This is a genomic window from Kitasatospora sp. NPDC059462 (assembly GCF_042749955.1).
In the GTDB taxonomy this organism is placed as follows: domain Bacteria; phylum Actinomycetota; class Actinomycetes; order Streptomycetales; family Streptomycetaceae; genus Kitasatospora.
In genome coordinates, this window is sequence record NZ_JBHYUU010000210.1 from 1 (window position 1) to 13,017 (window position 13,017).

The 13,017-nt window shown below is 75.6% G+C and carries 10 protein-coding genes; 2 read left to right on the forward strand and 8 right to left on the reverse strand.

The genetic code is table 11. The features are described from left to right. Positions 1-50 precede the first annotated feature (50 nt). Both ACFXAM_RS33370 and ACFXAM_RS33375 read right to left on the reverse strand, forming a co-directional pair. Positions 51-1,058 (reverse strand): YdcF family protein, encoded by a 1,008-nt coding sequence (locus tag ACFXAM_RS33370; RefSeq protein ID WP_380296999.1) that lies wholly within the window; start codon positions 1,056-1,058, stop codon positions 51-53. Beyond that, positions 1,055-2,443, reverse strand: coding sequence for an MFS transporter (locus ACFXAM_RS33375; protein WP_380297001.1), 1,389 nt, complete (start codon positions 2,441-2,443; stop codon positions 1,055-1,057). Before ACFXAM_RS33375 ends, ACFXAM_RS33370 begins: the two co-directional genes overlap by 4 nt. 88 nt (positions 2,444-2,531) lie before the next feature. Here ACFXAM_RS33375 and ACFXAM_RS33380 point away from each other — a divergent pair, with 88 nt between their 5' ends. Continuing rightward, the gene (locus ACFXAM_RS33380) at positions 2,532-3,098 is read left to right on the forward strand and encodes a MarR family winged helix-turn-helix transcriptional regulator (RefSeq protein ID WP_380297003.1); all 567 of its coding nucleotides are present in this window, start codon (positions 2,532-2,534) and stop codon (positions 3,096-3,098) included. A 15-nt stretch (positions 3,099-3,113) separates the two neighbouring features. Here the strand turns inward: ACFXAM_RS33380 and ACFXAM_RS33385 are convergent, their stop codons facing one another. The 3 genes from ACFXAM_RS33385 to ACFXAM_RS33395 all read right to left on the reverse strand — a co-directional run bounded on the left by ACFXAM_RS33385 (position 3,114) and on the right by ACFXAM_RS33395 (position 6,571). Next, entirely contained in the window at positions 3,114-4,658 is a 1,545-nt protein-coding gene (locus tag ACFXAM_RS33385; RefSeq protein WP_380297005.1) for an esterase/lipase family protein, read from the reverse strand. A 146-nt stretch (positions 4,659-4,804) separates the two neighbouring features. Continuing rightward, positions 4,805-5,764 (reverse strand): prolyl aminopeptidase, encoded by a 960-nt coding sequence (pip, locus tag ACFXAM_RS33390; RefSeq protein ID WP_380297006.1) that lies wholly within the window; start codon positions 5,762-5,764, stop codon positions 4,805-4,807. Between the two features lie 123 nt (positions 5,765-5,887). After that, positions 5,888-6,571 (reverse strand): TetR/AcrR family transcriptional regulator, encoded by a 684-nt coding sequence (locus ACFXAM_RS33395; RefSeq protein WP_380297008.1) that lies wholly within the window; start codon positions 6,569-6,571, stop codon positions 5,888-5,890. Positions 6,572-6,707: 136 nt separating this feature from the next. Here ACFXAM_RS33395 and ACFXAM_RS33400 point away from each other — a divergent pair, with 136 nt between their 5' ends. After that, complete coding sequence (locus tag ACFXAM_RS33400) at positions 6,708-8,273, forward strand: MFS transporter (RefSeq protein ID WP_380297009.1); 1,566 nt, start codon at positions 6,708-6,710, stop codon at positions 8,271-8,273. 1,188 nt (positions 8,274-9,461) lie between these two features. Here ACFXAM_RS33400 and ACFXAM_RS33405 read toward each other — a convergent pair. From ACFXAM_RS33405 to ACFXAM_RS33415, 3 genes are all read right to left on the reverse strand, one after another. Beyond that, positions 9,462-10,274, reverse strand: coding sequence for a lysophospholipid acyltransferase family protein (locus tag ACFXAM_RS33405; protein WP_380297011.1), 813 nt, complete (start codon positions 10,272-10,274; stop codon positions 9,462-9,464). Then, complete coding sequence (locus ACFXAM_RS33410) at positions 10,271-11,182, reverse strand: GNAT family N-acetyltransferase (RefSeq protein ID WP_380297012.1); 912 nt, start codon at positions 11,180-11,182, stop codon at positions 10,271-10,273. Before ACFXAM_RS33410 ends, ACFXAM_RS33405 begins: the two co-directional genes overlap by 4 nt. Before the next feature lie 366 nt (positions 11,183-11,548). After that, complete coding sequence (locus ACFXAM_RS33415) at positions 11,549-12,928, reverse strand: serine hydrolase domain-containing protein (protein ID WP_380297013.1); 1,380 nt, start codon at positions 12,926-12,928, stop codon at positions 11,549-11,551. Positions 12,929-13,017: the final 89 nt, after the last annotated feature.

Genomic DNA, 13,017 nt, shown 5'->3' on the forward strand with positions numbered 1-13,017 from the left:
GCAGCGCCGGGGGTGACCACCGGGGCCCGTCGGGGGACCGGCGCGCGTGACTAGGCGCCGAAGGCCGCGGCGAGCAGGCCGCAGACGGCCAGGAAGCCGCAGATGCCCAGGTTGATCAGCTTGTGGGAGAGGAAGACGGCCGCGAACTCGCGGATCGTCGCGCTCGGCCAGTAGTAGCGGGCGGTCGGCGAGCCGCAGACCTGGCCGGTGACACCGGTCCTGCGGGCCGTCAGGGCGGCGCGGAAGGCGTGGAAGTTGTTGGTGACGACGACGCAGCGGTAGTCGGGCTTGGCCTGCTCCATGATGGCCTTGCTGAAGAGCAGGTTCTCCTCGGTGGTGCGCGAGCGGTCCTCGCGCGCCAGGTGATCGGCCGGGAAGCCGCGCTCGACCAGGTAGTCCGCCATCGCGTGGGACTCCGGCAGCTTCTCGTCCGGGCCCTGGCCGCCGGAGGTGATCAGCACCGGCGGGTTGCCGCGCGCGGCCTGCTTCTCGTACAGGTCACGGCCGCGTTCGAGCCGACTGGCGAGCAGCGGCGGGACCCGCTCGCCGCCGATCAGCCCGGAGCCCAGGACCACCACGAAGTCGACGTCGCCGCGCGGCGCGTGGCGCTGGTAGAGGAAGGCGTAGCCGACGAAGCAGACGAAGAGGAAGGAGATGTAGCCGACCACCAGCAGCGCCGTCGCGGCGAGGATGCCGATGCGTTCGGACCCGGTGAGCACCGCCGCGGCGAACAGGACGATCAGGCCGAGGATGCCGAGGCCGGCGAGCAGCGACAGCAGGTTGGCCGGGCGCCGCCCCTCCTTGCGGATCATCGTCATGCCGTTGGAGAGCAGGAACCAGACCAGGGCGGCCGTGCCGACGGTCGGCAGCAGGGCGATCAGGGCCACCGCCAGCTCGGCCACCAGCGTGGGCGCCCGGCGCAGTTCGGCGATCAGGGCGAGGGCGAGGAGCGAGACCGCGATGCCGAGCAGGACGGCGTTGCTGAACCGGCGCCGGTCGCGAAGGACCCCGATCCCGCAGAGGAGGAAGAAGAAGGCCGCTGGGGCATAGGCGATCATGACCGTATCGTAGGGTTTCGCGGGACGGCGTCGATGGGGGCCTCCCCGTCGGCACGATGCCCGCCGGGGGTTCCCGTCCGGACCGCCCTGCCCGCGGTCTCGGCCTCGGGCTGCGGCGCGGCCTCCGCCGCCTTCCCCGCCTCCGCAGTCTTCTCCGCCTCCGCCGTTTCCCCCGCCTCCGCCCCCGCCGTCCGCCCGATCCGGCGGACGCCCGGGACGGCCGCGGTGCCGGCGCAGGCGAGCGCGACCAGCGCGGCGGTGACCAGCAGCGGACCGGTGCTGCCCCAGGCGTCGGCGGCCAGTGGCGCGAGGGTGTACCCGAGCGGGGCGGCGGCGAGCGACAGCAGCCAGTCGTAGGACGTCACCCGGGCCAGCACCTGCGGCGGGAACTCCTGCTGCACCGTCGTCTGCCACACCGGGTTGAGGAAGCCGAGCCCGGTCATCGCCACCGCGTACGCGCTCACCGTGACCGGTGCCGGGGCCGCCACCGCGAGGGCGGCCAGCGGCAGGGCGTACAGGGCCAGGCCCAGGTTGGCGACCAGCACCGGCCGCCGCGGCCGGTACCGCCCGGCGAGCAGCGAGCCGGCCAGCACACCGCACGCGCCGGCCTGGGTCATGGCGATCCACACGCCGTCCCCGCCGAGGTGCCGGGTGGCGATCAGCGGGCCGAGGGTGAGCAGCACGGCGGCGGCGCCGTTCCAGACGCCGTGGCCCACCAGGCTCGTCCAGTACCAGTCGCGCGAGCGCACCTCGCTCCACCCGCGCAGCAGGTCGGTGCGCAGCGAGCGGCGCTCACCCGGGGTGTGCCGGATCCGCAGCCGGGTCAGCAGCGCCGCGCTGACCAGGAAGGAGGCGCCGTCCAGCAGGAACGCCCAACCGGGCCCGGCCGTCCAGACCAGCACCCCGGCGAGGGCCGGGCCGCCCAGCCGGGCGGCGTTGGAGGCCGAGGCGAGCAGCGCGTTGGCCCGCATCCGCTGCGGCCCGGTGACGGTGGCAGCGACCAGGGGCGTGGCCGTCGGTATGGCGAACGCGGAGGCGATGCCGCCGACCGCCTCGGCGGCCGCGATCGGCACCAGCCGGGGCTGGTCGCCGAGGAGTTCGAGGCCGACGGCGACCTGGGCGGCGGCCCGGACGAGGTCGGTGACGAGCGCGACCAGCCGGGGATCGAGGCGGTCCCCGACCACGCCGCCCAGGGGGAGCAGCAACAGCCGCGGGACCATCGCGCAGCCCAGGACGAGGGCGAGCGCACCGGAGGAGCCGGTCGCCCGGGTGACGGCGATGGCGAGGGCGGCGGGCACGACGGCGTCGCCGAGGGTGGAGATCGTCCGGCCCAGGAAGAGCAGACGGAAGCCGCGCGAGCGCAGCGGGTGCTGGAGCAGGGTCACGGGGAGCACTGTATTTCGGTGCCGAAGTTTCGGCAACGAAATATTGACGGCGGAAACCCGCAGCTCACGGACGCCTAGACTCGGGGGCATGACACGCGCGACCCCCCGGGCGGCGGCCGACCGGCCCCGCGACTGGACCGACGGCCACGTCGAACGCTGGCGGCCGGTGCTTCCGCACCTCGACCCGGACGTCGAGGGCGCCGTCACCCGGATGAGCAAGCTCACCCGCCACCTGGGCCGGGTCCGCGAGCAGGGCGTGGCCGACTACGGCCTGCAGAAGCACGAGTTCGACACCCTGCACGGCCTGGCCGGCCGCGGCGGCCGGGCCACCCCCTCCGACCTGCGCGCCGACCTCAACCTGGCGCCGGCCTCGGTGACCGGCCGTCTGGAGGCGCTGGAGCGGCGGGGATTCATCGTCCGCACGCCCTCCGGCGACGACCGCCGCCGGGTCGACGTGGAGCTCACCGAGGCGGGCCGGCTGGCCTGGCAGCAGGCGCTGGACGTGGTCGGCCGCGAGGAGCAGCGCCTGCTCGGCGTCCTCTCCCCGGCCGAACGGCGCCAGCTCTCCGACCTGCTGCGCCGCGTGCTGCTGGCTGCCGAGCAGCCGGCGCCGGAGACCCGCACCGACCGCCCGGAGACCGGCTGGCACGGCTGACCCGCAGGACGCGTCCTAACACCAGGGGTCGATCCTGAGACGGACCCTGGCGTCGTCGCCGAGGATCGGCGCGGTGGTGGCGGGAAGCGGGATGCGGGCCGTCCAGGAGCCCTCCGACGGGTCCTCGTCCGGCAGCGGCTCGCCCATCGGGCTGAGGTCCCGGATCGCTCCGGGCACCGCGGAGTTCCACCGCGCCCAGACGTCCGGGGGCGAGCCGGGCGCCGTCGGCTGCGCGTCGATGATCAGGGTGTCCGTGAAGTCGGGCGTCTCCACGTGGTCGCGGAAGCGGAACAGCCCGCGCTGCTCGTGCAGGGAGAGCAGGTCGAGGTCGAGGATGAAGCGCAGCGGGCCGCCCTCCTGCGGGCGCGGCAGCCGGGTCGACAGGAAGGTGGTCGCCAGTGGGACGGCGTCGTCCCCGGTCAGGGCGGGCCGGGTGCGCCGGCTCTCCTTCGTCGGGTCGGAGAGCTGGATCGGGCACGAGTGCGCGGCGGCGCGTTCGTTCATCAGCACCGGCAGGCCGCGGACCGAGAGCCGGGCCTCCGCCTGCCAGACGGTGTCGTCCCCGGGCAGCGACACGTCGGCGAGGTCGATGCGCACCCGCAGGTCGCCGAACAGGAAGCGGCGCAGGTTCTGGTAGCCCTCCTCGGAGTTGACCAGCCCGTAGCGGCCGCTGTGGCTGCGGTGGGCGAAGGCCCGGTTGGCGCCGGTGACCTGCGCGTTCTCGATCTGCACCAGGCCGTCGCTGCGCGGGCCGACCGCCGCGGCCGAGATGCCGTGGGCGACGTCGTAGTCATCGGCGTCGGTGCCGACCATGCAGAACACCCGGTCGAGCGGGAAGCCTCCGACGTCCACCGGCGTGTTGCCGTCGTCGTCCGGCATGTCCACCGCGTGCCAGTCGTCGGGAGGTCCGTCCGGGTCGGCGTGCGGCGTCAGGTACTGGTACATCCGCTGGGGCCCGAAGACGTCGGAGCCGTTGAAGTTGAAGAGGTCGCGCAGCGCCTCCGGGATCCCGAACCCGATGGCGAAGGTGATGCCGCCGTGTGGCGTTCCGTAGGTGAACAGCTTCGCCACGTAGGCGGTGGCGTGCTCGCCGCGCTCCTCCGGGATGATCTTCTGCATCAGGCAACGGCAGATCAGTCCGCCCATCGAGTGGGCGACCAGGTTGACCCGGGGTGCGCCGGTCCTGCTCCGCACCCGTTCGATCAGGGCCAGGAGGTCCCGGGCGGCCGTCTCCAGGTTGAACGGTTCCGGCCGGCCGCCGAAGGTGGGGGAGCAGACGTCGTAGAAGCGGTGGATCCAGATGCTCCTGGGGTGGGGCGCCTCCTCCGCCGGACCGGGGCGCCCCTCCACGACGATGTCGTACTCCTCGTCGAGGTGCAGGCGCAGTAAGGGGCTTTCGAACTGGTAGAGGACGGGGTTGTCCTCGCGGCCGACGCGGATGTGCGTCGAGCCCTGGTTGAATCCGTAGAACGGATCCGTCACGGCCTTCTCGATCCCGGGGCTGCCTCCGGCGTATCCCCGGACGTAGACGATCGGGAGCCCGGCGGACGGCGTGCTCATGGCCGGCCTGCCCTCTCCGCGGCCGGCACCGGCCGGCGCCGGCCGACCCGTTGACATGGGAGCTTCTCCCCCAGTGTCGGCGGCCGGCGCCGGCCTGTCACCCCCCGGCTCCGGACCGTTGATGGCCCGTCACTGCCCGTGTGGGGCTACCCCTTCGCGAAGCGCTCGACGGCCGCCAGGACGGCCTCGCCGGTGGCGCGGGAGCCGGTGTGCCCGGCGTTCTGGATCACCGTCAGCTCGGCGTCCGGCCAGGCCTTGGCGAGCTGCCAGGCGGTGTCCAGCGGGCTGCCGAGGTCGAGGGCGCCGTGGATCAGCACCCCCGGGATGCCGGCCAGCCGGTGCGCGTCGCGCAGCAGCCGGCCGGGCTCCAGGAAGGCCCGGCGGGAGAAGTAGTGCGCGGTGATCCGCACGAAGGCCGTCAGCGCCTCGGAGGGCCTGGCCGTGTAGGCGTTCGGCGATCCCGTCGTCTCGTGGGCGATCACCGCGTCCTCCCAGGTCGCCCAGGCGGTGGTGGCCGCGCGGCGGACGGACTCGTCCGGGTCGTTCAGCAGCCGGTCGTACGCGACGAGCAGGTCGCCGTCGCGGTCCTCGGGCGGCAGCGCGTCGCGGAAGGCCTCCCACGGGCCCGGCAGCAGGCGGCCGACGCCCCGGTAGAGCCAGTCGATCTCCTCCGGCCTGGTCGTGGTGACGGCGCTGATCACGATCTCCGACACCCGCGCGGGGTGCGCCTGGGCGTACGCGAGGATCAGCGTGGAGCCCCAGGAGCCGCCGAACATCAGCCAGCGCCCGATGCCCAGATGCTCGCGCAGGCGCTCCAGGTCGGCGACGAGGTGCGCGGTGGTGTTGTGCTCCAGGCCGGTCGCCGGGTCGGCGGCGTGCGGCTCGCTGCGGCCGCAGTTGCGCTGGGAGAACAACACGAGGCGGTAGCGCTCGGGGTCGAAGTACCGCCGGGCGCCGGCGTTCAGCCCGGAGCCCGGTCCGCCGTGCACGACCACGGCGGGCTTGCCGGCCGGGTTGCCGGACACCTCCCAGTGGATCCGCTGGCCGTCTCCGACATCCAGCAGGCCTTCCGCGCAGGGCTCGCCGACGGGGTGGAACGCGGTCATGCGGGTGCCTCCTCGGCGGGCCGGACGTCTGCGGGCGTCCGGACCCTAGCGCCCCCGCCGGGTGGCGGTCGAACGGTTTCGGGTGGGCGGGGGCGAGCGGGGGAGCGGGCGGGAGGGCGGCGGTCAGCGGCGCTCGGGCGGCAGCAGGGCGGCCAGCCCGTCGAGGATGCGCTCCAGGCCGAAGGCGAACCGGGCGTCGAGGTCCGGCCCGGTGAGGTCACCGGCCATCGCGACCAGGTGCGGGAACTCGGCGGGCGGCAGGGCGCGGAACCGCTCGGCGGCGGCGTCGGCGAGCTCGCGCCGGCCGGTGCCGGTGGTCTCCGCCGCGGCCATCGGTGACTGCTCCTGGAGCACGAAGCCCTGCACGTACGCGCCGAGCAGGTAGGACACCATCGCGGCGTCCGGGGCGGAGAAGCCGGCCCCGCGCAGCCGGCCGAGCTGGTCCTCCATCAGGTGCAGCAGGTTCGGCCCGGGGGCGAGGCGGCCCGCCACCACCTTGGCCGCGTCCCGCCGGCCGAGCAGGTGGGCGCGGTAGCGCTCGCAGTAGCCGCGCAGCTGGACGCGCCAGTCCCCGGTGCGGGGCGGGGCCTCGACGCCGGCCATCAGCGCGTCGTTGAGGAGGTCCAGCAACTCCTCCTTGTTGCGGACGTGCCAGTAGAGCGAGGCGGCCTTGACCCCGACCTCGGCGGCGACCTTGCGCATCGACAGGCCGGCCAGGCCGTCGCGCTCCAGCACCCGCAGCGCGGCCTGCGCGAGCCCCTCACGGGTGACTGCGGGCGGGGCGGGGTCGTCCTGGTCGGCCGGCATGCGGTCCTCGCTGTTCTCGTCGGGCGGGCTGCGATCGCGCTTGCAATCTAACACCGTTAGGTGCACGCTGTCCTCCGTTGAACCGGCCCCTAACGCCGTTAGGGGCGCTCTGTGACCGAACCGGGAGGACCATCCGATGGGGGAGACCGAGGGGAGCGCGGCGCCGGGCGCCCGCCGCCGACGGCTCGCGCTCGCGACGCTCTGCATCACCATGTTCATGTCCATGCTGGACAACGTCATCGTCGGCAACGCCCTGCCCCGGATCGGCCGGGACCTCGACGCGGGCATCACCGGCCTCCAGTGGGTGGCCGAGGGCTACAGCCTGGTCTTCGCCGCCCTGCTGCTCACCGGCGGCGCGCTCGGCGACCGCTACGGCCGCACCGCCGTCTTCCGGCTCGGCCTCGCCCTGTTCACGGCCGGCTCGGCGGGCGCCGCGCTCGCCGGGAGCGTCGGCGCGCTGGTTGCCGCGCGGATGCTCCAGGGCGTCGGCGCCGCCCTGCTCACCCCCGGCAGCCTGGCGATCCTGCGGCACGTGTTCACCGACGAACGCGAACGCACGCGGGCGATCGGCACCTGGTCCGGAGTCTCCGCGCTCGGGCTCTCGGTCGGCCCGGTGGTCGGCGGACCCATGGTGGAGGCCTTCGGCTGGGCCAGTGTCTTCTGGATCAACGTGCCGATCGGCATCGGGGCGCTGGTCCTCTCCGGCCGGGTGCTGCCCGTCGTCCCGGGCCGGGCGCGCCGCGTCGACCTCGGCGGCCTCGTCCTCTCCGCGGCCGGCCTCGGCGCCGCCGTCCACACCCTGGTCGAGGGCCCCGAGCGCGGCTGGACCGACGCCCGGGTGCTCACCACGGCGGTGCTCGCGGTGCTGTTGCTGACGGCCTTCCTGCTGCTCGAACGGCGGATCGCCGATCCGATGCTGGACCTGCGGCTGTTCCGCGACGGCGTGCTCGGCGGCGCGCTGCTCGGCGGGTTCATGGTGAGCTTCGGGATGTTCGGTGCGCTGTTCTTCCTGCCGCTGCTGATGCAGGGCGTGCTGGACTGGTCACCGACGGCGGCCGGACTCGCGGGTCTGCCGATGACCGCGATGATCGTCGTCGCCGGCCCGGTCTCGGCCCGGCTGACCGGCCGCCACGGTCCCCGGCCGCCCCTGGTGCTGGGCATCGCCCTGTGCGCGCTGGGCCTCGCGGGGCTGTCCCTGTACGGCGAGCACGCCCGCTACGCCGAGTACCTGTGGACACTGTTCGTGCTCGGCCTGGGCATGGGGATGACCTTCACGCCGGTCTCCATCGCCGTCCTCCAGCGGGTCGCCCCGGAACGGATGGGCACCGCCTCGGCCACCGTCAACACCCTGCGCGAACTCGGCGGCGTCCTCGGCATCGCCGTCCTCGGCGCCCTCCTGACCCACCGCCTGACGACGGCGCTGACCGCCTCGCTGACCCGCCTCGGCCTTCCGTCCGACACCCTGGGCCGCCCCGCCGACACCCTGTCCGCGGCAGGCGCCCCGGGCCCGGCGGCCCCCCTCCCCGCCCCGCTGCGGGCCGCCTTCGAACACGCCTTCACCGACGGCATCCACCTCGCCCTGCGGTGCGGTTCGGCGGCCCTGGCGGTGGCCGCGGTCCTGGTCGCCCTCCTGCTGCGCGGCACGGCCGCCCCGGCTCCCGCCCCCACCGGGCGGGACGTCCCGGCCGGAGCCCGCGTGTAGCGGGGCGCTCCGCAGCGTGTTCCGGGGGGCCGGGGGTTCGCGGGCCTTGCCTGGTCGTCGCCGCACCGACCACTGCCCGCCCCGGCTGTCAGCCCCACGGGGCGGGACGTGCGGGCCGGGACGGGGGTGTAGCGGGTGTCCTTCACGGGGGTGGTGGGTGGATCAGAGGCTTTCGGGGCCCGCCGCCCGGGGCTGGGGCGCAGTGGGGTGCCCTCCTTCGTGCTTCGGGGGGAGTCGGGGGTTTTTGTCCGGCCCTACGCCGCATGGTCCGCCGCCCGTCGCCGCCGGGCGGAGTGTTCGGGCCGGGGCCGGGGCGTAAACGGGGTGCTCTGCGGCGTGCTGAGCGGGGTGATGGTGGGTCAGGGGCTGGCAGGTGTTGCCTGGCCGTGTGCCGAGCGGGCCACCGCTCGCTGACGGCCGCCCCGGTCTCACAGGGCGGGATGTCCGGCCGGGGCTGGGGCGCAGCGGGGTGCCTTCCATCATGCTTGGGGGACTTGCCCCTCTGCCTGGCCGTGCGTCGTATGGCCTGCCGCCTGCCGCCTGCCGCCTGCCGCCTGCCGCCCGGGCTCCCGGCCCTGCCGGGCGGGGTGCTCTGCAGCGTGCCTCGGGGTCCGGGACTGACGTGCGCGTCTTCGCCTGGGCGCGCGTCGCATGGCCCGCCGCAGACTGCCGGCTGTCACGGCTCCCGACCCCACCGGGCGGGACGTCCCGGCCGTGGCCGGGGTTAGCGGGGCGTGGCGGGGTGCCTTCCGTCACCGTGTTTCGCGGGGTGGTGGGTCGGGGCTTGCGGGCTGTCGCCCGACCATCCGCCGCATGGGCCCCGTTGGCCCCTGGTGGGCCGGGCCGGGCCGGGCCGGGGCATGGTGCGGGTGCCTCGGCGGGTGGCCTTCGCTGTGGTGTGGGCGGTGTGGCTCGGGATCTGCCGGGAGCAGGGCCGGGCGGCTCGGTTGCCGGGTTGAACGGGCCGCCGCCCGTCGGGTGCGGCGGCCCCGGTGGTGGCTGCGGTTCCGGTGGTCCTGCTGGTGCACGGTACGCGCCCCTGCCTGTCGGCCCCGCCGGGCCGGGGCCGGGGGTGGGGGCGCTTCAGCGGGTGGCCTTCCCCGCGGGCTGCGGGTCGGTGGCCTCGGTGGTGCGCGCGGTTGGTCGCGGCCCGTCGGCCCGGCCGGGTGGGGCCGGGGCGGGGGTGCTTCAGAGAATGCCCTCCACTGCGCTCTGGGCGGTTCGGGCCAGGGACTTGCGGGCCTCCCAGGGCCGGGCCGGGTCGGTGGGCGGGGCCTCGACGGCCGGGCGGAAGGCGAGCTCGGCGACCAGGCCCCGGACGGCGACGACCCGGGCGAGGGAGGTGAGCAGGCCGTCCTCGCCGACGAAGGCGGGGGCGCTGGTGGGGCGGCCGTCGGCCAGCCGGTAGCGGATCGCGACCGGCTGGACGGGGGTGCCGGAGCGGACGGCGGCCTCGAAGAAGGCCGGGCGGAAGCGGCCGCTCTCCCGGCCGCACCAGGTGGAGCCCTCCGGGAAGACGATCACCGGGTGGCCGGCCCGCAGGGTGGCGGCCACCTCGGCGACGGTGACCGGCAGGGTGCGCAGCCGGTCGCGGTCGAGGAAGACGGTGCCGCCCCAGGCGATCAGCGGGCCGAGCACCGGCCAGTGGCGCACCTCGGTCTTGGCCAGCGAGCGGCCCGGGCGGGCGGCCGCGATCAGCGGGATGTCCAGCCAGGAGACGTGGTTGGCCACCAGCAGCACCCCGCCCTCGGCCCCCGACCCGGGCCCGATCCGCACCGCGACCCCCAGCGAGCCGAGCAGGCCGCGGGCCCAGAACCGGGCGAGCCGGTCGCGCGGCCCGCGCGGCAGCGCCCGCGCGGGCAGGCTGAGCGCGAGGCCGGCCGTGAGCACCACCAGGCAGGCGGCCAGCCGCAGGACCCGCCGGGGGAGGGCGACGGTGGGCGCCGGGTCGGTCAGGCAGGCCTCCGGCGTGCAGGAGGCCGTCGGCAGCCAGACGCTCATGAGACCTCTCCCGAGCCCGAGGCCGAGGCCGCCGAGCCCGAGGCCGAGCCCGAGGCCGGGCCCGCAGCCGGGGCCGCCGTGCCGACGCCGCCCACGCCGGAGAGGAAGTGCCGCAGGTAGCGCGGGTCGGTGCGCTCCAGCGACAGCAGCACGTAGAGGTCGGCGCAGTCGAAGTCCGGGTCGTGCGCGGGCTCGCCGCAGACCCAGGCGCCGAGCCGCAGGTAGCCGCGGAGCAGGGCCGGCAGCGGCGCCTTCTCGGCCCGCGTCACACCGGTGGCGTCCCAGGGGCGGTGCGGGGTGACCCGGTACTCCCGGGGCGCGAGGTGCTTGGCGGCGACGGTGTCCCAGACCCGGGCGGCGGTCGCGCCGCCGTCCTCCAGGGAGATCGAGCAGCAGCCGCCGACCCAGGTGTTGCCGGTGTCGGCGAGGTAGCGGGCGATGCCGCCCCACATGAGGTTGATGACGGCGCCGTTGCCGCGGTGCTCGGCGGCGATGCAGGAGCGGCCGAGCTCGACCAGGCCGTCGCGCAGCGGGGCGAGGCCGGAGAGGTCGAACTCGCCGTCGGAGTAGAGCCGGCCGGCCCGGCGGGCGGCCTCGGGGCGCAGCAGGCGGTAGGTGCCGACGACCGCGCCGTCCTCGCCCTCGCGGACGAGCAGGTGGTCGCAGAACTCGTCGAACGGGTCGACGTCCAGCCCGGGGGCGGTGCTGTGCAGGGTGGCGCCGAGCTCCTCGGCGAAGACCTGGTGGCGCAGCCGCTGGGCGGCGCGGACGTCGTCCTCGTCGCGGGCCAGCGAGACGGTGTAGACGGCCGAGGCGGAGCCGGACGCGCCGTCGCGGCGCGCGGCGGGCACCGCGGCGGCCCGGGCGGGGGTGACTGCGGGCGGAGTGTACGAGGGGACGGTGGTCATGGCGGACCCTCCAGGGCAGCACGGACGACGACGGCCACGGGGTTCCGTGGCGCCGGCCCCGTCAGGCCCGTACGGTCGACGGGTCCGCGGACCGGCACCCGTATGTCTCTCCAAGTCGGCTGGCATCCACGTTGCGGTTCGGCGGAGCGCAGATGTGCACCTGCTGAATGCGACCACCCGACGTGTGCGGGACATCTGTTGGGCACCGGCGCGTCGCCCCGTCCTCCGCTGCAGGGGGTGGATTCCGGGGCGGGAGTGCGGCAGGGCCTCACCGCTGCCATGACAGCGGCCCGCCGCACCCGGCCGTCGCCCCGGCACCCGGCGGGGTGCGGCCGGGCGGCGGGGCGCGGCGGGCCCGAGGGGTGGTCAGTAGGCCTGCCAGCCCCGCGGGTCGAGGCCGCCCGGGACGACCTCGGCCGGCCCGTAGGGCTCGCGGGTGAACACGAAGGAGCCGATGTCCAGGTGGCTGACCGAGCCGTCGGCGGCCTGCACCACGCGCAGGGTCTCGCCCGCGTAGTAGTCGTCCAGGCCGGTCCAGGTGCCGTCCTCCTCCGGGCGGAACCGGGAGGCGCGCCCGCCGCTGCCGAGCACCGAGAGCTCCAGCGCCCGCCCGGCCGCCAGCCGCAGGGTGTGCGGCGCGGCGCCCCAGTACCAGGGGCCGGTGAGGGCGAGGAGCTGCTCGTCGACCTCGGGCAGCGGGCGCCACGGCTCGGGGAGGCGGGGCTCGTGCTCCGCGGTGATCGCGATCAGCTCGGCGGTGACCTGCCCGGTGCGGGCGCCGTGGGTGGCGTTGGCGAAGGCGACCGCGGCCAGGCCGTCGGCCTCGCTGATCCAGAGGCCGGCCGTGAAGCCGGGCATCGAGCCGCTGTGCCCGAACAGGGTGCGGCCCTGGTGCCGGATCAACTGGAGGCCCAGGCCGTAGGTCTCGGTCCAGTCGTCGGTGTCCGGGGCGACGGCGGGGCGGCGCATCTCGGCCAGGGTGCCGGCGGACAGCACCTTCTCGTCGCCGTCGGCCAGGAAGGCGGCCCACCGCGCGAGGTCGGCGGTGGTGGACCAGAGCTGGCCGGCCGGGGCCATCAGCCCGGTGTCGGTGAGCGGCTCGGGCAGCATCACGTCGGCCCAGGGGTGGACGGCGAAGCCGCCGGCGTGCGGGGGCTCGGGGAGCAGGGTGGTGCGGTCCAGGCCGAGGGGTTCGAGGACCTCGCGGCGCAGCACCTCGCCCCACGGCTCGCCGCGCAGCCGCTCGACCAGCGCGCCGAGCAGCGCGTAGGTGGGGTTGGAGTAGTGGTGCAGCCGCCCGGCGGGGTGGCGGCGCGGCCGCTCCTCCTCCAGCAGGTCGGTGAGGGCCGGGCGCAGCGCGCCGTCGGTCCGCTCCCACCACGGGCCCGGGGTCTCGGAGGCGAGGCCGGCGGAGTGCGAGAGCAGCTGGGCGACGGTGGCGCCGTCGGCGGGGGTGCCGGGCAGGTGGCGCTCGACGGGGTCGGCGAGGTCGAGCAGTCCCTCGTCGCGCAGCCGCAGCACGAGGACGGCCACGAAGGTCTTGGTGATCGAGCCGATCCGGTACTGCACGTCGGTGGTGGGCGCGTGGTCGTCGACCATGCTGCGGGCGCCGCTCCAGACCAGCCGCCCGTCCCGGACCACGGCGGCGACCATCGAGGGGGTGCGGCCCTCGGCCTGGGCGACGGCCAGGCGGTGCAGCAGTGCGCGGCGGGTGGCGGGAAGCAGTTCGTCGGACAGGTCGGTCATCTGGTCCTCTGCGTGGTGCGGGCGGGTTCGGGCAGGTCCGGTCGGGCCCGATCGGGTTCGGTCGGGTTCGTGCCGCGGTGCCATGGCAC